Annotated in this window: 16 protein-coding genes; 4 read left to right on the top strand and 12 right to left on the bottom strand. The window is 72.2% G+C overall.

Features of this window, described 5'->3' with window-relative positions; translation table 11 throughout:
* The 4 genes from ABZ806_RS12125 to guaB form a co-directional block, all read right to left on the bottom strand.
* Window positions 1-1,062: serine/threonine-protein kinase (locus tag ABZ806_RS12125; RefSeq protein ID WP_500216924.1), on the bottom strand; the 1,062-nt coding region annotated here is incomplete at its 3' end.
* Window positions 1,063-1,151: 89 nt separating this feature from the next.
* Entirely contained in the window at window positions 1,152-2,891 is a 1,740-nt protein-coding gene (gene glpD, locus ABZ806_RS12130; RefSeq protein WP_500216925.1) for a glycerol-3-phosphate dehydrogenase, read from the bottom strand.
* 98 nt (window positions 2,892-2,989) lie between these two features.
* Window positions 2,990-4,105, bottom strand: a complete 1,116-nt coding sequence (locus tag ABZ806_RS12135; protein ID WP_500217070.1) for a GuaB3 family IMP dehydrogenase-related protein — start codon at window positions 4,103-4,105, stop codon at window positions 2,990-2,992.
* Between the two features lie 239 nt (window positions 4,106-4,344).
* Window positions 4,345-5,841: an IMP dehydrogenase gene (gene guaB, locus ABZ806_RS12140; protein WP_500216926.1), complete on the bottom strand. Its 1,497-nt coding sequence runs from the start codon at window positions 5,839-5,841 to the stop codon at window positions 4,345-4,347.
* A gap of 243 nt (window positions 5,842-6,084) precedes the next feature.
* Between guaB and ABZ806_RS12145 the strand changes: the two genes are divergently transcribed.
* A complete protein-coding gene (locus ABZ806_RS12145; protein ID WP_500216927.1) occupies window positions 6,085-6,474 on the top strand; it encodes a DUF5319 domain-containing protein in 390 nt (129 codons plus the stop codon).
* Between the two features lie 43 nt (window positions 6,475-6,517).
* Here the strand turns inward: ABZ806_RS12145 and ABZ806_RS12150 are convergent, their stop codons facing one another.
* The 4 genes from ABZ806_RS12150 to groES all read right to left on the bottom strand — a co-directional run bounded on the left by ABZ806_RS12150 (window position 6,518) and on the right by groES (window position 10,304).
* Window positions 6,518-7,378: a hypothetical protein gene (locus tag ABZ806_RS12150; RefSeq protein WP_500216928.1), complete on the bottom strand. Its 861-nt coding sequence runs from the start codon at window positions 7,376-7,378 to the stop codon at window positions 6,518-6,520.
* On the bottom strand, window positions 7,375-8,058 hold the full coding sequence (locus tag ABZ806_RS12155) for a sigma-70 family RNA polymerase sigma factor (protein ID WP_500216929.1): 684 nt from the start codon (window positions 8,056-8,058) through the stop codon (window positions 7,375-7,377). The genes ABZ806_RS12150 and ABZ806_RS12155 overlap by 4 nt, the downstream gene beginning before the upstream one ends.
* Window positions 8,059-8,285: 227 nt before the next feature.
* Entirely contained in the window at window positions 8,286-9,911 is a 1,626-nt protein-coding gene (gene groL, locus ABZ806_RS12160; RefSeq protein WP_500216930.1) for a chaperonin GroEL, read from the bottom strand.
* A gap of 84 nt (window positions 9,912-9,995) precedes the next feature.
* The gene (gene groES, locus ABZ806_RS12165; RefSeq protein ID WP_067629509.1) at window positions 9,996-10,304 is read right to left on the bottom strand and encodes a co-chaperone GroES; all 309 of its coding nucleotides are present in this window, start codon (window positions 10,302-10,304) and stop codon (window positions 9,996-9,998) included.
* 235 nt (window positions 10,305-10,539) lie between these two features.
* Between groES and ABZ806_RS12170 the strand changes: the two genes are divergently transcribed.
* From ABZ806_RS12170 to ABZ806_RS12180, 3 genes are all read left to right on the top strand, one after another.
* Window positions 10,540-11,772, top strand: coding sequence for a THUMP-like domain-containing protein (locus ABZ806_RS12170; protein WP_500216931.1), 1,233 nt, complete (start codon window positions 10,540-10,542; stop codon window positions 11,770-11,772).
* A 641-nt stretch (window positions 11,773-12,413) separates the two neighbouring features.
* The gene (locus tag ABZ806_RS12175) at window positions 12,414-14,063 is read left to right on the top strand and encodes an apolipoprotein A1/A4/E domain-containing protein (RefSeq protein WP_500216932.1); all 1,650 of its coding nucleotides are present in this window, start codon (window positions 12,414-12,416) and stop codon (window positions 14,061-14,063) included.
* 276 nt (window positions 14,064-14,339) lie between these two features.
* Window positions 14,340-15,266: a phosphotransferase family protein gene (locus tag ABZ806_RS12180; protein WP_500216933.1), complete on the top strand. Its 927-nt coding sequence runs from the start codon at window positions 14,340-14,342 to the stop codon at window positions 15,264-15,266.
* A gap of 58 nt (window positions 15,267-15,324) precedes the next feature.
* On the opposite strand, the gene tsaD is transcribed toward ABZ806_RS12180, so the two are convergent.
* From tsaD to ABZ806_RS12200, 4 genes are read right to left on the bottom strand one after another with little or no spacing between them, the layout of a single operon-like run.
* Window positions 15,325-16,359, bottom strand: a complete 1,035-nt coding sequence (gene tsaD, locus ABZ806_RS12185) for a tRNA (adenosine(37)-N6)-threonylcarbamoyltransferase complex transferase subunit TsaD (RefSeq protein WP_500216934.1) — start codon at window positions 16,357-16,359, stop codon at window positions 15,325-15,327.
* A complete protein-coding gene (rimI, locus tag ABZ806_RS12190; RefSeq protein WP_500216935.1) occupies window positions 16,359-16,850 on the bottom strand; it encodes a ribosomal protein S18-alanine N-acetyltransferase in 492 nt (163 codons plus the stop codon). The genes tsaD and rimI overlap by 1 nt, the downstream gene beginning before the upstream one ends.
* A complete protein-coding gene (tsaB, locus tag ABZ806_RS12195; protein WP_500216936.1) occupies window positions 16,847-17,515 on the bottom strand; it encodes a tRNA (adenosine(37)-N6)-threonylcarbamoyltransferase complex dimerization subunit type 1 TsaB in 669 nt (222 codons plus the stop codon). The genes rimI and tsaB overlap by 4 nt, the downstream gene beginning before the upstream one ends.
* Before the next feature lie 59 nt (window positions 17,516-17,574).
* On the bottom strand, window positions 17,575-19,044 hold the full coding sequence (locus ABZ806_RS12200; RefSeq protein WP_500216937.1) for a hypothetical protein: 1,470 nt from the start codon (window positions 19,042-19,044) through the stop codon (window positions 17,575-17,577).
* Window positions 19,045-19,153: the final 109 nt, after the last annotated feature.

Raw genomic sequence — 19,153 nt, forward strand, 5'->3', positions numbered from 1 at the left:
GGCGGTCTCTCCCGCTGTGCCAGAGGCGGTCGCGCCCGCAGTGGCCGGCGCGGACGCGGAGGCCGGCGCGGACGCGGAGGCCGGCGCGGCCGTGGAGGCCGGCGCGGCCGTGGAGGCCGGCGCGGCCGTGGAGGCCGGCGCGGCCGTGGAGGCCGGCGCGGAAGCGGGCGCGGGGGTGGAGCCGGACGCAGAGGCCGGCGCGGGCACGGAGGCCGGCGCGGGCGTTGGCGTGGGGGTGGAGGCCGGGGTGGGGGGTGGGGACAGGTGGGTTCGGGTTTTGTTTAGGGGTGGGCGCTTTGTTGGGTCCTTGTGGAGTAGGTCGCGGATCACGGGTGCTAGCGGGCCCGCGTGTGTCGCGGGGGCGGGCTCCTGTGTCGCCATGGCGATTAGGACGGCTCCGGTGGCTGGGCCGGTGAAGGGTGGGGTGCCTTCCACCATGGTGTGCAGCGTTGCTCCGAGCGCCCACAGGTCTGATGCCGCGGTGGCGGGCAGGCCGCGGACCTGCTCGGGGGACATGTACGCGGGGGTGCCCAGCAGGGCGCCCGAGCGCGTCAGGGTCGCGTCGCCGTCGACGGCGGCGATGCCGAAGTCGGTCAGCACGACGCGGTCGCCTTCCAGCAGGATGTTGGCCGGTTTGACGTCGCGGTGGACGATCCCCGCCGCGTGGGCCTCGCCCAGCGCGTCCAGGACCTGCAGGCCGAGGGCGGCAGCACGCGCGGGCGGGAGCGGCCCCTGTTCGGCGAGCAGGTCGGCGAGGGACCGGCCGGGCACCAGGTCCATGATGATCCAGGGCTGCCCGTCGCCGGTGGTGACCAGGTCGTGGACGGTGACGATGCCCGGGTGCCGCAGCCGGGCCGCCGCGCGCGCCTCCCGGTCGAGGCGCGCCGTCCAGGCGGCCCGCCCGCCGGCGTCCAGGTCATCGGGCAGGCGCAGCTCCTTGACCGCGACCTCGCGGCCGAGCCGCTCGTCGTGCGCGCGCCAGACGGTCCCCATGCCGCCGCGTCCGAGCGGTTCCAGGAACCGGTAGCGGTCCAGCAGTAGTCGCGCGGGAGCCTCAGTCACTCGGGGACCGTAGCGCTCGCCCTGCACTGCCCGTCAAACAGACGGCTATGTACGGGTGACTTGCGGGCGACCGCCGGGTGAACGGCCGGCTAGGGCTTGGCGGTGGGGACGATCTCGGGGGCGCCCTTGCGGTGGGCGTCCGCCTCCTGGTCGTCCTCCTTGGTCTGGGAGGCGCGTTCGGCCTCGACGCGCTTGCGGTAGTACTCGATCTCCCGGTCGCGCTGCTTCTTGGACCAGCCGAGGACGGGGGCGAGCAGGTCGGCGGCCTCCTGGGCGGCGCCGACGCCGCGGTCCCAGGCCTCGATGGAGACGCGGGTGCGGCGGGACAGGACGTCGTTGAGGTGGCGGGCGCCCTCGTGGGTGGCGGCGTAGACGACCTCGGCGCGGAGGTAGTCCTCGGCGCCGGTCAGCGGCTTGGCCAGGTCGGGCTTGTCGGCGACCAGTTCGAGCAGGTCGTCCACGAGGGTGCCGTAGCGGCGCAGCAGGTGCTCGATGCGGGCGACGTGCAGGCCGGAGCGGGACGCGAGGCGCTGACGGGCGTTCCACATGGCCTGGAAGCCGTCACCGCCGACGAGCGGGATGCGATCCGTGCAGGACTCGGCGACCTTGCCGTCGAGGCCGTGGGCGACGGCGTCGATGGCGTCCTTCGCCATGACGCGGTAGGTGGTGTACTTGCCGCCCGCCACGAGGACCAGGCCGGGGACGGGGTGCGCGACCACGTGCTCGCGGGAGAGTTTCGAGGTTTCGTCCGTCTCGCCGGTGAGGAGTGGGCGCAGCCCCGCGTAGACGCCCTCGACGTCGTCGTGGGTGAGCGGGGTCGTGAGGACGGAGTTGACGTGGTCCAGGATGTAGTCGATGTCCGCCTTGGACGCGGCGGGATGGACCTTGTCGAGGTCCCAGGCGGTGTCGGTGGTGCCGATGATCCAGTGCCGTCCCCACGGGATCACGAACAGGACGGACTTCTCCGTCCGCAGGATGATGCCCGTCGACGAGTGGATGCGGTCCTTCGGAACGACCAGGTGAATGCCCTTGGACGCCTTCACGTGGATCTGGCCGCGCCCGCCGACGAGTTCCTGGATGTCGTCCGTCCACACGCCGGTGGCGTTCACGACCTGCTTCGCGCGGACCTCGCTGGTCGTGTTCCCCTCGAGGTCGCGGATGCGCAGCCCGGTGACGCGCTCCCCCTCCCGCAGGAAGCCGACGCACTGCGTCCGGGACGCGACCTGCGCACCGTACTGCGCGGCCGTCCGCAGCGCCGTCATCACGAAGCGGGCGTCGTCGACCTGCGCGTCCCAGTACTGGATCGCGCCGGTGAAGGAGTCCTTGCGCAGGGACGGCGCGAGCCGCAGCGCGCCGCGCCGCGTCAGGTGCCGGTGGTGCGGGACGCCGCGGGTGCTGCCCATCTGGAAGGACAGCACGTCGTAGAGCGCCACGCCCGCGCCGAGGTACGCGCGCTCCCACACGCGGTGCGTGGTCGGCAGCAGGAACGGGACGGGCCGCACCAGGTGCGGCGCGATCTGCTGCAGCAGCAGGCTGCGCTCGGTCAGCGCCTCCCGGACGAGGTCGAAGTTGTACTGCTCCAGGTAGCGCAGCCCGCCGTGGATCAGCTTGGACGAGCGCGACGACGTCCCGGACGCGAAGTCGCGGGCCTCGACCACCGCGACCGACAGCCCCCGGGTGGCCGCGTCCAGCGCCGCGCCCGCCCCGACGATGCCGCCGCCGACCACGACGACGTCGAACTCCTCGCGGGCCATACGGTCGAGTGCCGCGGCCCGCTCGGCCGGCCCGAGACGGGAGCTTCCAAGGCCGGTCACCGGTGATGCCGTCATCGCGTATCCCCCCACAGCGTTCGGTTTCCGAGCAGTACCTACCCAAGAGTAAGGACAGGCCCACCCCGGAAATTTCACCAACGAGCGTGGGTTCCCTCTCAGTCGGTGGACCGGCGCGGAGCCACCACGACCTGTACCCTCTGGAACTCCTTCAACTCCGTGTAACCGGAGGTCGCCATCGCGCGGCGCAGGGCCCCGATCAGGTTCATGGAGCCGTCCGCGACATGGGACGGGCCGTACAGGATCTGCTCCATCGTCCCGATCGTCCCGAGTTCGAGGCGGGTGCCGCGCGGGACGTCGCCGTGGTGCGCCTCGCTGCCCCAGTGGTAGCCGCGCCCCGGCGCCTCGGTGGAGCGGGCGAACGGGGAGCCAACCATCACCGCGTCGGAACCGCACGCGAACGCCTTGGCGATGTCGCCGCTGTTGACCATGCCGCCGTCGGCGATGACGTGGACGTACCGGCCGCCGGACTCGTCCATGTAGTCGCGGCGGGCGGCGGCGACGTCCGCGACCGCGGTGGCCATGGGGACGGCGACGCCGAGGACGGTCCGCGTGGTGTGCCCGGAGCCGCCGCCGAACCCGACCAGCACACCGGCGGCGCCGGTCCGCATCAGGTGCAGCGCGGCCGTGTAGGTGGAGCAGCCGCCGACGATCACGGGGACGTCGAGGTCGTAGATGAACTGCTTGAGGTTCAGCGGCTCGGCCCGTCCCGACACGTGCTCGGCGGACACGGTCGTCCCGCGGATGACGAACAGGTCGACGCCCGCGTCGATGACGGCCTTGTGGAACTGGGCGGTGCGCTGCGGCGACAGCCGCGCGGCGACGGTGACGCCCGCGTCCCGGACCTCGGCGATCCGGCGGCCGATCAGCTCGTCCTTGATCGGCTCGGTGTAGATCTCCTGGAGCCGCTGGGTGGCGCGCACGTCGTCCAGCGAGGCGATCTCGGCGAGCAGCGGCCCAGGGTCCTCGTACCGCGTCCAGAGCCCTTCGAGGTCGAGGACGGCGAGCCCGCCGAGCCGCCCGACGGCGATCGCGGTGGCGGGACTGACGACGCTGTCCATCGGCGCGACGACGAGCGGCATCTCGAACCGGTAGGCGTCGATCTGCCAGGCGACGCTGACCTCCTCGGGATCGCGCGTCCGGCGGGACGGCACGATGCCGATGTCGTCGAAGGCGTACGCCCGGCGGCCGCTCTTGCCCCGGCCGATCTCCACCTCAGCAGCCACTGCGCCCCTCTTCCTCGCCCCGGCGCCGTGCCGGTCATCGCCTGATCACCGTTCCCGCCGACCGCGGGAACAAGCCCCGAAGAGCTTACGTCAGGCCGCGACACGACCGAGATCCGCCCAGACGCCGCCGCCCCGGAAAGGCATGATCAGCATGGGCCGGGGCAGGGCGCGACGGGGCGGGGCGGGGCGCGTCCGGGCGGGGCGGGGCAGGTCTGTCGGTCGTGGGGTCAGCGGCCCTGGTAGTTGGGGGCCTCGACGGTCATCTGGATGTCGTGAGGGTGGCTCTCGCGGAGGCCGGCGGCGCTGATGCGCATGAGCTGGCCGCGCTCCTGCAGCTCGGGGACCGTGCGGGTGCCCGCGTACCACATGGACTGGTGCAGACCGCCGACGAGCTGGTGCGCGACGTTGGCGAGCGGGCCGCGGTAGGGCACCTGGCCCTCGACGCCCTCGGGGATCAGCTTCTCCTCGGCGCTGACGTCGGCCTGCGCGTAGCGGTCCTTGGAGTAGGACGCGCCGCGCTCGCGGTTGCGCATCGCGCCGAGCGAGCCCATCCCCCGGTACGACTTGTACTGCTTGCCGTGGACGAAGATCAGCTCGCCCGGGGACTCCTCGACGCCGGCGAGCAGGCTGCCGAGCATCACGGTGTCGGCACCCGCGACCAGGGCCTTGGCGATGTCGCCGGAGTACTGCAGGCCGCCGTCCCCGATCACCGGGACGCCGGCCGCCTTCGCCGCACGGGCCGCCTCGGAGATCGCGGTGATCTGCGGGACGCCGACGCCGGCGACGATGCGGGTCGTACAGATCGAGCCGGGGCCGACGCCGACCTTGACCGCATCGGCGCCCGCGTCGACCAGGACCTGTGCGCCGGCCTTGGTGGCGATGTTGCCGCCGATGACCTCGACGCCCGAGTTGCCCTTGATCGTGGCGATCGTGTCGGCGACGCCCTTGGAGTGGCCGTGCGCGGTGTCCACGATGACGACGTCGGTACCGGCCTCGATGAGGGCCTTGGCGCGGCGGACCGCGTCCTCGCCGACCCCGACGGCCGCGGCGACGAGCAGCCGGCCGTCGGCGTCCTTGGTCGCGTCCGGGTACTGCTCGCTCTTGGTGAAGTCCTTGGTGGTGATGAGGCCCTTGAGCCGGCCGTCGGCGTCCACGAGCGGGAGCTTCTCGACCTTGTTGCCCGCCAGCAGCCGGAACGCCTCGTCCCGCGACACGCCGACCGGCGCCGTCACCAGCGGCATCGGCGTCATGACCTCGCGGACCGAACGGGACAGGTCCGACTCGAAGCGCATGTCGCGGTTGGTCACGATGCCGACCAGCACGCCCCGCACATCGGTGACCGGTACACCGGAGATCCGGTAGCGCGCGCAGAGCTCCTCGACGTCGGCGAGGGTCGCGTCCGGCAGGCAGGTGATCGGGTTCGTGATCATCCCGGACTCGGACCGCTTGACCCGGTCGGCCTCCTCGGCCTGGTCCTCGATCGACATGTTGCGGTGCAGGACGCCGATACCGCCCTGGCGCGCCATCGCGATCGCCGTCCGCGCCTCGGTCACCGTGTCCATGGCCGCCGAGACGAGCGGGATGCGCAGCGAGATCCGGCGGGTGAGCCGGGTCGTGGTGTCGGCCTCGCCCGGCTGCAGGTCGGAGTACCCGGGGAGCAGGAGCACGTCGTCGAAGGTCAGGCCCTGGGGGAGGAACTTCTCGGGCTCGGCGGCGGGGTTCATGACAACCTTCCCGTAATGGTGGCGGCATCGGGCCAGGTCACGCGGGACCCTGTTCCCATGGTAGGGCGTCCGGCCATGCCGGGACCGGCTCTTGCGGACGGCGGGCACGTGGTCTTCGTGACATCGAAAAACATCGGGGACGGTCTCCCGCATTCCCGGCGAACGTGCACGCAGCGCGATTGTTCGCGCACGGAGAAGCGCGGGGGGTGCACCTTTCGGTCCGTCCGGCAGTAGCGTGGTGGTGTGCACGACGACGCTCCGCTCGACCCGTTCGCCGGAGACCCGGAGGATCCCGCGGCGGCGCTCGGCGACCCCGGCGACGAGACCGCTCCGCTCAGCGTGACGGAGCGGGAGGACGTGCTGGCCGACCTCGCCGACCTGGAGGTCTTCCGCGCGCTGCTGGAACCGCTCGGCGTGCGCGGCCTCACCGTCGACTGCGGCGACTGCGGCAAGCTCCACTACATCGACTGGGAGCTGCTGCACGGCAACCTGCGCCACCTGCTGGACGCGGGCCTGCCCCGCGTCCACGAACCCGCCCTCTCCCCCGACCCCGTCGACTACGTCAGCTGGGAGTACGCCCGCGGCTATGTCGACGGCGTGATCGACAGCGAAGAGGGCCACGACGAGACCTAGCCCGCCGCACCCGCCCGCCACGGCGCTCGTGCGGCCGCGGGCGTCAGTCGTCCCAGCGGGGTTCCTGGTAGGTGCGGGCTCGTTTTTCGGCTTCGCGGCGCAGGGCGTCCAGGCGGCGGAGGGCCTCTTCGGGTGAGGCGGCGTCGGGTGGGGCCGCGCCGGGCTCGGCGGCCTCCGGGCGGGGGGCCGGGGCCGACTTCGTGGTCATGGCGGGGCCGTCCGGGCGGCCGCGGTGGTGCCGGGGCGGGAACAAGTGCTCCAAGCGCCGCTTGAGGCGTTCGATGTCCGCGCGCTCCGGATCGCGGGACGGTTTGCGGGCCGTGACCGGTTCCGGCGCCGGGCGGACGGGGGGCCGGGCGCGGTCGTGCGTCGCGGCCTCGACGTCGTCGGCGGCGGGCTGGGCGGCCTGCTCCGTGATCCCCGACGGTCTCGGGGCCGGGGCGGCGGAGGGGTGGCCGGTGACGCCGCCGCCCGCGGCCGCGACGCCAGTGCTGGCGAGGACGGCGCCGGCCACGCCGAGCGCGACGATGGTGCGCGACCCGCGGCGGCGCGGGCCGGGGCCGGACGGGGCCGGCGGGGCGGGGTCCGCGGTCTGGTCGTCCACGTCGGTGATCAGCGCGTGCAGCAGCCGCACCGCCGGGTCGGTGTCGTCGGCCGGCCGCACCGGCCCGGCCGCGCACCGCGCCGCCAGCGCCTCGACCAGGGCATCGGTGCCGCGAACGGCGGACAGGTCGACGGTCGGCGAAACGACGACCGACGAAGCGACCGTGGGTGGGACGACGGTCGGTGGCCGGGCTGAGGGGGGGCGGGGTGAGGGGGGTGGGGCCGGGGCATCACCGGGGTGCGAGGGGTCGGCCGGATTCGGGGTGCCCCCGATGCCGGTGCGGGGGCCTCGCTCCGTCAAGCGATCGACTCCTCTCTGGCCATCGCCCGCAGCCGGGTCAGGGCCCGGTGCTGCGCGACCCGGACCGCGCCCGCGGACATGCCGAGCACGTTGCCGGTCTCCTCGGCCGACAGGCCCGCGACGACGCGCAGCAGGACCAGTTCGCGCTGGTGCTCGGGCAGCCGGGTGAGCAGGTCGCGGGCGCGCTGCGCCTCGATGTAGCGGACCACCGTCTCCTCGGGCCCCGGACCGTCGTCGGGGCCGTCCGGCAGGTCCTCGGTGGGGACGGCGGCGCGCACCGCGCTGCGCAGCGCGTCGGCGATCTTGTGCGCGGCGATGCCGAACACGAAGGAGGCGAAGGGGCGGCCCATGTCCCGGTAGCGGGGCAGGGCCGACAGGACGGCGATGCAGACCTCCTGGGCCACGTCGTCGGCGATGTGGTACTGCCCGGAGACGCGGCCGAGCCGGGCCCGGCAGTACCGGACGATCATCGGGCGCACCTCGGCGATGAGGACCTCGATGGCGCCCGGGTCGCCCTGGACGGCGAGGTTCGTCAGCTCCTTGAGGTCGCCGTCGCCCGCGTCCGCCGCGCGCAGCGCCCGCGCCGCGCGGCCGGTATCGCGGGGCGGTGGAGGGGAATGCCCTCCCGAGGGTTCGGCAGCGCGCGCGGTCATGGTCCCGGCGAAGCATCCCTCGGTCACGCCTTGCATGATGCCCAGCACCGCCGGGCGTGTCTGCCCCGTCGTTGACAACGGAATGGTCACAGTGCTGGAACGAACCTGGTAATACTACACCCTGCGTTCATTCCGCTGCCCGGTGTCACGAAATGTTCAATGCCCCATTGAGCGACAAACAGCCCTTTACCCGATAAAAGACAAAACCCCCGCCCGGAACGGACGGGGGTCTGTCGGTGCGGCTTCCGGACGGCTCAGTGGCCGTGCCCGTGGCCGTGCCCGTGACCGCCGGCGGCCGGCTCCTCTTCCTCCGGCTTGTCGACGACGAGCACCTCGGTGGTGAGCAGCATGCCCGCGATCGAGGCGGCGTTGGTGACCGCCGAACGGGTGACCTTCACCGGGTCGATGACGCCCTGGGCGATCAGGTCGCCGTACTCGTCGGTCGCGGCGTTGTAGCCGTGCCCGGCCTGCAGCGCCTGCACCTTGGAGACGACGACGTAGCCCTCCTGGCCGGCGTTCTCGGAGATCCAGCGCAGCGGCTCGGCCAGCGCGCGGCGGACGGCCTCGGCACCGGTGGCCTCGTCGCCGGACAGCCCGAGCGTGTCGAAGCCCTCCTTGGCGACGTGCACCAGCGCGCTGCCGCCGCCGGAGACGATGCCCTCCTCGATGGCCGCGCGGGTCGCCGAGATGGCGTCCTCCAGGCGGTGCTTCTTCTCCTTCAGCTCCACCTCGGTGGCGGCGCCGACGCGCAGCACGCAGACCCCGCCGGCCAGCTTGGCCAGGCGCTCCTGCAGCTTCTCGCGGTCCCAGTCGGAGTCGGAGTTCTCGATCTCGACCTTGATCTGGTTGACCCGCGCGGTGATCTCGTCCGCGGAGCCCTCACCGTCGACGACGGTGGTGGCGTCCTTGGTGACGGTGATGCGGCGGGCGCGGCCGAGGTCCTCCAGCCCGATGGAGTCGAGCTTCAGGCCGATGGCCTCGCTGACGACCTGGCCGCCGGTGAGGGTGGCCATGTCGCCGAGCATCGCCTTGCGGCGGTCGCCGAAGCCGGGCGCCTTCACCGCGACGGACGTGAACGTCCCGCGGATCTTGTTGGCGACCAGCAGCGCCAGGGCCTCGCCCTCGACGTCCTCGGCCACCACGAGCAGCGGCTTCTTGGTCTGCGCGACCTTCTCGGCCAGCGGCAGGAACTCCTGCACGTTGGAGATCTTGCCGTCCACGATGAGCACGTAGGCGTCCTCCAGGACGGCCTCCATGCGCTCGTGGTCGGTGACCATGTGCGGCGACAGGTAGCCCTTGTCGAACTGGAGGCCCTCGGTGAACTCCAGCTCGAGGCCCATGGTGTGGGCCTCCTCGACGGTGATGACGCCGTCCTTGCCGACCTTCTCGAACGCCTCGGCGATCAGCTCGCCGATCTGCGCGTCCTGCGCGGAGATGGTCGCGACGTGCGCGATCTCGCTCTTCTCCTCGACCTCGCGGGCCGACTTCAGCAGCTGGTCGGACACGTACTGGGCGGCCGCGTCGATGCCGCGCTTCAGCGCGAGCGGGGACGCGCCGGCCGCCACGTTGCGGGTGCCCTCCCGGACCAGCGCCTGCGCGAGGACGGTCGCCGTGGTGGTGCCGTCGCCCGCGATGTCGTTGGTCTTCGTCGCCACTTCCTTGGCGAGCTGGGCCCCGAGGTTCTCGTAGGGGTCCTCCAGCTCCACCTCGCGGGCGATGGTGACACCGTCGTTGGTGATCGTCGGCGCACCGAACTTCTTGTCGATGACGACGTTGCGGCCGCGCGGGCCGATCGTCACCTTGACGGCGTCCGCGAGAGCGTTGACGCCGCGCTCAAGAGCCCGGCGAGCGTCCTCCTCGAACTCCAGGATCTTCGCCATGCGGATACTCCTCTTTACGCGATCCGCCCCGGCCGCCCCGCCGAAGGCGGCGCCGACCGGGGCGGGTGCATCACGTCTCGGTGATTACTTCTCGATGACCGCGAGCACGTCGCGGGCCGAGAGGACGAGGTACTCCTCGTTGTTGTACTTGACCTCGGTGCCGCCGTACTTGCTGTAGAGCACGACCTCGCCGACCTTGACGTCGACCGGGACGCGCTCGCCCTTGTCGTCGACACGGCCCGGGCCCACCGCGATGACGGTGCCCTCCTGGGGCTTCTCCTTCGCGGTGTCCGGGATAACCAGACCCGACGCGGTGGTGGTCTCGGCCTCAAGCGGCTGGACGACGATACGGTCCTCAAGCGGCTTGAGAACAACCTTGGTGGCGGTCGTCACGATCTGACCTCCCCTTCGATTGGTCCTCGGCCGGCCACGGATGACCGGCCAGCACATGTGACAGAAGAGGCGACCCTGGACCGGCCTGCCGTCGCGGGTGCCAGACCGACCTTCGTCGCTGTGTTGGCACTCTCGCTACGAGAGTGCCAGTCATGGAGACTATTCCGTGCCCGGGAGCCCGTCAACACGGACACGGGCGCACCGGGCAGTGTTCACCGACCGCTAACTTCGCCCCATGGACATCGCGTCGTTCCGCGCCCTGCGCACCACGCCGGGCCAGGCACTCCTCGACGAGGTGGCCGCCGCGGACGTGCGCGAGGACGCCCTGCTCGCGACGGCGACGCGGCTGCGCGAACGGCACGATCCCGCGCTCGTCGCGGCGGCGCTCACGGAGGTGCGGCTCCGTGCACGGGCGCGGGCCAAGTTCGGGCAGGACGCCGACCGCATGTACTTCACGCAGGCCGGTCTTGAGCAGTCGACCCGGGCGAGCGTGGCGGCGCATCGTGCACAGCGGTTCGCCACCCGGCTGGACGGCGCGCGCGTGCTGGAACTGGGGTGCGGGATAGGGGCCGACCTCATCGCACGGGGGCACGCGGGCCTCTCCGGGGAGGGCGTCGAACTCGACCCGTTGACCGCCGAGGTGGCGCAGGCGAACGTGACCGTCTTCGGGCTGGACGCTCCCATACGCGTTGGCGATGCGACCAAAGTCACGGTGGACGGTTACGACGCCGTGTTCGCCGACCCGGGGCGTCGTACCGCGCGCGGCAGGGTCTTCGATCCCCGCTCTTATGAACCGCCGCTCAACGTCGTCCTGGATATGGCGGGGAAGGTGCCCGGCGCTTGCGTCAAAGTGGCGCCCGGCATTCCGCATGAGGCCGTCCCGGACGGCGCGGAGGCCGAGTGGGTGTCGGTCCACGGCGACGTCAAAGAGGCCGCGCTCTGGCTGGGGTCGCTCGCAGGGGACGTGGGGCGCCGGGCCACGCTGCTCTCGTCCGACACCGAGTTCTCGTCCGACACCGACCCGGAGGTCTGGACGCTGACCCCGCATGGGCTGGACGTCCCGGAAGTGCGCGCGTGGGGTCGTTACCTGTACGAGCCCGACGGAGCGGTGATCCGCGCCCATCTGGTGGGTGAGGTCGCAGGGCTGGTCGGCGGCGGGCTCGCGGACGAGCACATCGCGTACATCACGTCCGATCGGCTGTGCCCGACACCGTTCGCGTCCGCGTACGAGGTCGAGGACGTGCTGCCGTTCTCCGTGAAGCGGCTGCGAGCGGAGTTGCGGCGCCGCGAGGTCGGCGTGCTGACCGTCAAGAAGCGCGGCTCGGCCGTCGACGTCGACCGGCTGCGGCGCGACCTCGGCTTCGGCGGACGGCGGGCGGGCCGGGGCGGCGCGGAGCTGACGCTGGTGGTGACGCGGGTCGGCCGCGACCCGGTCGCCCTCCTCGTCCGCCCCGTCCCCACGGCTTGACGGACCCGCCGGACCAGGCCCCGGACCCGCGCAAAGCGGGCGCCCGCCGGCAACCGTGCCCAAAGATCTTCCGGCCGCCGGGCAACACCAAGCCGGGCCGGGCGACGCGCCACGGCGGTGCAAATCATCGGCGTTTTGCGGCATCGCGTTCACCAGGGATTGCGGGCGCCCGGCAAGGGCGCGGCGCCGCCCGGAAATCGGCGTGCCGAGACCAACGCACCCGAAAACGCCAAGGCAGGTTCAGCGGCCGGGACTTCGGCGCCATGAAATACCCTCCGAAATAGGGCCCGCGCCCGCCGGACGGGTTCGCGTTCCCGCAGCCGCGGGCCGGTCGCCGGCGACCACCGGCGGTTCGGGAACTGCGGATGTTGGACGAGATGTACGGACAGCGCACCACCGCGCCCCACCGCCCAGCACCGTCCACATCCCCACGATCACCGCGCTTGCCGCGAAGCGGAAAATAGCCCTGCGCCCGGCTATTTCTCGCTATTCACCCCAGCCGGATAACAGGCGCATTCCGCAGAACTCGCAATCTTCTCTGCTACCCGTTTTAGCGGCCCCTCACACGCACTACAGTGGCCACCTCAGAGATTCATTTGCCGTGCGTCATTTCGTCGCGCCGGCACACGAAGGAGCATCGGGTGGAAACGAATCACAACTTCCTGCAGACGGGGGGTCAACCGGTCTCGGATCGGATGCGGGAGTTGCTCGCCCGTGCGGCGCAGGACCACGTCTACGAACAGCGCTCACAGGGTCAGGTCCTCGACGAGATTCGGCAGCGGCTGGAAGGCATGGAGTGGCTGCTCCGCGAGGTCCGCGAGCGGGAGCTCAGCGGGCTGACCGGGCAGATCGAGAGCGTCCGCGGGCAGGTCGACGAACTGTCCGGCAAGCCCCCGGAATGGGCCGAAGGACTGGCCGAGCACATCGAGTCGTTCGGCGAGCGGGTCAAGCCCGTCGCCGAGCTGCCCGCGCTGTGGGCCGACGTCGGCGTCGTCGCGGAGAACGTCGACGAGGGCCTGACCCGGATCCAGGCCGTCCTCGACTCGGCGCAGCAGATCACCGACGCCACGCAGCAGGCGTCGCAGCGCATGGACGAGATGACCAAGCGGCTGGACAAGCTCCAGGGCAGCATGGAGGCCGCGTCCGTCCGCTTCAACCGGCTGGACAAGTCGCTCGCGGAGCTGGGCCACCGCTCCGAGCGGCTCGAGCATTCGATCAACGGGGTCACGGCGCGGGTCGATCAGGCGCTCGGCGAGATGGCCGAGCGGATGGAGCAGGGCCTGGAGGCGGTCAGCGGCCGGGTCGAGGGCGTCGGCGGCCGGCTCGACGGGCTGGACGGGCGGCTGGACGGCGTCGACGGCCGGCTCGAAGGGCTGTCCGGCAAGCTGGAGGGCGTGGACGGACGGTTCGAGAGCCTTGACGGCCGCATCGACGGGGTCGGCGAGCGGATCGGCCGGCTCCCCGCCACGCTGGAGATCGCCGAGCTGCACCGCACGCTGCGCGACCTCGCCGAGCGTCCCGCGGCCGAGTACGGCGACCGGTTCGACGCGCTGGAGAAGCACCTCGCCGAGGCGGTCGACCCGCTGATCGAGGAGCTGCGCGCCCGGCCGGACCGCGACGAGGTCAAGGCGACCATGTCGCAGATCGCCGAGACCGCCTACAGCGACGTCGCCAAGCGGATGGACGAGTTCTCCCGCCGGTTCGAGGACGTGCACGACGACGTCCGCAAGCGCATCGAGAACATCCACGAGGAGGTCGCCAAGCGGGTCGACGGCGCGCTGGAGGAGTTCACCGCGCAGGTCGACCTCGTGTCCCGCCGCGTCGAGTCGGTGCACGCCGACGTCGCCAAGCAGGTCGAGTCCGTGCACACCGAGGTGGCGCGCCAGGTCAGCGGCGTGCACGACGACTTCGGCAAGCGGATCGGCGACATCCACGAGGACGTCACCCGGCAGGTCGGCGGCATCCACGACGACGTCGTCAAGCAGGTCGGCAACATGCAGGAGGACGTCGCGCGGCAGGTCGGCGGCGTCCAGGCCGAGTTCGCGCGGCGCGTGGAGGGCATGCAGGACGAGGCCGGGCGGCGCGCCGACGCCGCGCAGGCCGAGTTCGCCAAGCGCTTCCTGCACGTCGAGGACGAGGTCGGCCGCAAGGTCGAGGGCGTCCACGACGAGGTCTCCAAGCAGGTCAACGCGGTACACGAGGACGTGCTGAAGCGGCTGTCCACGCTGGAGGAGACGATGCTCGCCCTGGCCGAGGCGCTGCTGCGCCCCCGCCGCGACCCCAAGGACTGACCACCGTCCTGAACACGGCGGGGGGCGGCTTCCCGCCGCCCTCGCGGGGGGCGGGGTCGCCCTCCGCGAGGGCGGCCGGACGCCGAGCGAGAATCCGGGCGGGGCCTGCTCGCGGCCCCGCCCGGGCGCGTACGGATACTCAACGGAATCCGCGGCGTTTGTCCGGCAAACGGCCGTGGCGACCGAAAGGGTTCCGGCCAGTCGCCCCGCTGACGTGCGTTCTGTTACTTTCCGTCTTCGTAAAATCACTCCCAATACCCTTCGGAATCCGTTTTCATGGATCAGGTGACTCGCACACCGGCTCCCTGCCTGCCGACCGGCGCCCCACCCGGCCACCCGACCCTGCGCTGGGTCGAGGAGTGCCTCGGCAAGGGCGCCGAGGTCCGCATGGTGCGGCCGCTCGCCGGCGGCACCGCGCACGCCAACCACGCCCTGCTCGTGGAGAGCGGCTCCGGCAGCGCCCACCGGCTCGTCCTGCGCCGCTGGACGCGCCGCGACCCGGTGCGCGGCAACGCCGACTTCTCCCCCGAACGGGAGATCGCCGCGCTCGCGCTCCTCGCCGGCTGCGAACTCCCCACCCCGGCCCTCGTCGCCGCCGACCCCGCCGGGGCCTACTGCGACGTCCCGGCCCTGCTCATCACCCGGCTCCCCGGGCACCCGCCCCGGCCGTCCCCCGACGACCTGCCCGAATACCTCATCCAGCTGGCCGCCGCGCTGCTGGCGGTACACGGGCTGAACGGCGCGTCCACGATGCCCCCGTACGTCCCCTACAACCGGCTCGACCTGCGGCGCCCGCCCAAGCACGCGCTCCGCCCCGCCCTGTGGGAGCGCGCCTACGAGGTCGCCGCCCGGCCCGCCCCCGAGGCGCGGGCCCGCTTCATCCACCGCGACTACCACGCCGACAACACGCTGTGGTCCTACGGCAAGCTCACCGGCGTCGTCGACTGGTCGGACGCCTCGTCCGGCCCCGTCGCCGTCGACATCGCCCGTATGCGCCGCGGCCTGGCGCTCCACTACGGCACGTCCGTCGCCGACCGCTTCCTGTCCGTCTTCGACCAGGTCTCCGGCGGCCACGCCCACGACCCGTACTGGGACGTCCGCTGCCTCCTGGACCTGCTCCCGGAGAACCCGGACACCACGATGGACGAGGCCGTGGTCCCCCTCTACGAGGACTACCTGGCCGCTCTCCTGGCGGAGTGCTGACGTACCCGGCGGCGGCGCCTGGCGTGGGCGGCCAGAGGGTGCGGCCAGAGGGTGCGGGTTAGAGGGTGATGGTCTCGATGGGGAGGCTGGAGTCCGCCGGTAGTTCCAGGTCGGACGGGGGGCGGCCGGTGGCGACCAGCTCCGAGCCCAGGGCGGCGACCATCGCGCCGTTGTCGGTGCAGAGCTTCGGGCGGGGGACGCGCAGGCGGACGCCCGCCGCTTCGCAGCGTTCGGCGGCGAGGGCCCGGAGGCGGGAGTTCGCCGCGACGCCGCCGCCGATGAGCAGGTCGTGAACGCCGTTGTCCTTGCAGACCTTCAGCGCCTTCCGTGTCAGGACGTCGACGACGGCCTCCTGGAAGGACGCGGACACGTCGGAGACGGGGACGGGCTCGCCGGCCCGCTCCTTGGCCTCCACCCAGCGGGCCACCGCCGTCTTCAGGCCGGAGAACGAGAAGTCGTAGGTGCCGTCGTTGTACTTGCCGCGCGGGAACGCGATCGCGGCGGGGTCGCCCTCGCGGGCCAGGCGGTCGATGACCGGGCCGCCGGGGAAGCCGAGGTCGAGGACCCGCGCGACCTTGTCGAACGCCTCGCCGGCCGCGTCGTCCACCGTGCTGCCGAGCGCGCGGACGTCGCCCGCCACGTCCGGGACGAGCAGGATCGAGGAGTGGCCGCCCGACACCAGCAGCGCCACGCACGGCTTGGGCAGCGGGCCGTGTTCGAGCTGGTCGACGCACACGTGCGCGGCCAGATGGTTGACGCCGTAGAGGGGTCTGCCGAGGGACAGCGCGTACGCCTTGGCGGCGGCGACGCCGACCATCAGCGCGCCCGGCAGGCCGGGGCCGGCGGTGACGGCGAACGCGTCCACGTTGGCGAAGGACACGCCGGCGTCCGCGAGCGCGCGTTCGATGGTCGGCCCCATCGCCTCCAGGTGCGCGCGCGAGGCGACCTCCGGCACGACGCCGCCGAACCGGGCGTGCTGGTCGACGCTGGAGGCGATGGCGTCCGCCAGCAGCGTGTGTCCGCGCACGATCCCGACCCCTGTCTCGTCGCACGAGGTCTCGATCCCGAGCACGAGCGGCTCGTCCCGAATCATTACGTCTCCCGGTTGAAGCCCATGGCCGGACGGCGGGTGAGCGGGCGGCTCATCACGATCGCGTCCACGTCGGAGGGCTGGTAGTAGCGCTTGCGGAGGCCGACCCTGACGAAGCCGAACCGCTCGTACAGGCGGTGCGCGGCGTCGTTGTCGGCACGGACCTCCAGGAACACCGCCTCGCTGTTGCGGTGGACGGCCTCGTTCAGCAGCGCCGTGAGCAGCGCCGCGCCGACGCCGCTCTTGCGCCGGTCGGCGCGGACCCCGATGGTCTGCACGTCGGCCTGCCCGCCCGCCGCCGCGAGGCCCGCGTAGCCGACGATCTCACCGTCCGGCTCCTCCGCGACGACGTAGTGCCGGGTGCGGGGCTGCTCGGCGAGCTCGCCGCGGAGCATCTCCTCGCTCCAGGCGTCCTCGGGGAACAGGGCCCGTTCCAGGCGGTGGACGGCCGGGAGATCCTCGTCCGTCATGGGACGCAGGGCGACACCGGTCATGCCGGAGTCACCTTCTTGCGGGGGCCGGGCTCCTTGGCGTCCGGCCTGCGCAGGTAGAGCGGCTCCGGTGGGAGGAGCTCGGGGACCTTCAGGCCCGCCAGGCGGGAGACGGTCAGCTCCGCGAGGGCGGCGGCGCTCGGCAGCAGGGGTTCGTGGCCGGAGTCGCCGAGGATCTCCGGGTAGAGGGCCCCGCCCTCACCGACGACGGGCAGCCCTTGCGGGACGTCCGACGGTGGGCCCACTGCGGGCTCGGTGGCGCGCGCGCGGGCCGAGTCGTACCGCGCCCAGTAGACCTCCTTGCGGCGGGCATCGGTGGCGACGACGAACGGCTCGTCCCTGCCGGTGGCCCAGGCGATGATGTCGAGCGTGCAGACACCGTGTACGGGGACGCTCAGGACCTCGCCCATGGAGCGGGCGGTGACGAGCCCGACGCGCAGCCCCGTGTACGGGCCGGGACCGACGCCCACGGCGATCGCGCTCAGGTCGTCCGGCGCGGCACCGGCCTCCGCCATCACCCGCGCGATGGACGGTGTGAGCAGCTCGGTATGCCTGCGACGGTCGACGGCCTCGGCCACGCCGCGCGGCACGGCGCCCTCACCCGGGATCCACTCGTACAGCGCCACGGTGATCGCGGCGGTCGCGGTATCAAAAGCCAAGACCAGCACGGGTTGTAAGCCTACCGGTCAGGCGGGGGGAACTGGTTCGGCTCCCGGCTTGTTCGGTTTCACCCCTGGTTGAGGACCTCGACCACGGCCTTCGCCACCTCGGTGGTGCCGTCGGTCGCGGCCTTGGACGAGAGCGGGTCGCCGTCGTCGGAGCCCGAGTAGTGGATCGTGATCAGGACGTTCACCAGCCGCACGTTGCCGACGGCCTCCCCGGCCCCCTGCTTGCCGTCCACGCTGTAGACGATGTACCCGTCGTCGCCGACGTCCTTGAGGCGGATCTTGTCGGTGAGCTTCTGGCCGGGCAGCAGCGCCTTGCCGGACTCGTCGGCGGTGCGCTCGGACGTGAACGTCGCGGTCGCGGTGTCGGTGGGCGTCTCGGTGGAGCTGCCGGCGATCGCGCGCAGCTCGACGGTGAGCTGCCGTTTGGTCTCACCCGCGTAGGCGCCCCACACGCACTGGTTCTGCCGCTCGTTGCTCTGGTAGTTGTCGGCCTGGGTGCGCTCGGAGCCGGGCGCGAGCCTGTCGACGAGGGCCTGGGCGACGATCGTGCAGGAGTCGGGGACGAGGGCCCGCTCGCCCTTGGCCGTCGGGGAGCTCTCGGCGGCGCCGCTGCCGACGATGTCGCCGCCGTCCTTGTCGCCGCTCGCGCCGACGCCGCCGAGGATGACGACCACCGCGAGGACGCAGACGCCGATACCGGCGACGATGCCGCCGAGGATGACGCCCCAGCGCCGCCCGCCGCCGCGTCCGCGCGCCACCCGGTGGCTGCCGGTCCGGTAGCCACCGCTGTCGGACCGGTACCCACCAGGGTCGGACCGGTACCCGCCGGTGTCGGACCGGTACCCGCCGGACCCGGTGCGGCGGCCGCCCTCGCCGGTGCGGTAGCCGCCGGTGTCGGTCCCATATCCGCCGCTCGCGGAGCGGTAGCCGCCGCTCGCGGCCTCGTACGGGCCGGTCTCGCGCTGGTAAGGCCCGCTGTCGCGCTGGTAGGGGTCGTCGTCCCGCTGGTAGGGGCTCGCCTCACGCCGGTACGGAGCGGACTCCCGCTGGTACGAGCCCGGCTCCGACGGATACTGGCCGGACGCCGGCTGCTGGTACGGGCCGGAGTCGCGCTGATAGGGGCCGCTGTCCCTCTGGTAGGGCCCGCTACCCGATTGCCCGGACGCGTAGCCGCCCGATCCGTAACCGCCGGTCTCATAACCGCCGGTCCCGGTCCCGCCAGTACCGGTCCCGCCAGTACCGGTCCCGCCGGTTCCGGTCCCGTAGGCACCGGTCTGGCCAGTCCCGGTCTCGTAGGCACCGGTGCTGTACTTGCCGGTCTCGTACGAGCCGGTGCTGTACTTGCCGGTCTCGTAACCGCTCGTTGCCGAGGTGCTGCCGCCTGGGTCCCGGCCCGGGTACGGCTCGTTCTCGTCGCGGCCCGTGCCGTATCCACCGCCGTCCGGCCGGTAACCACCGCCTGGCCCTTGGCCATCGCCCGAACCGCGGTAGCTGTCGCGGTCACTACCGCTGCGATGGCTACCACTCACCGGTTCCCACTCCTGTTGAGGAAATCGATATGTCGCGTAGGTGAGGCTTGTTCCGGCAAAGAGTACGACATGTAGCCGTAAAGTGGTCCATCCTGGATGGCAAAAAACG

This window comes from Spirillospora sp. NPDC047418, assembly GCF_040643275.1.
Classification (GTDB): domain Bacteria; phylum Actinomycetota; class Actinomycetes; order Streptosporangiales; family Streptosporangiaceae; genus Spirillospora.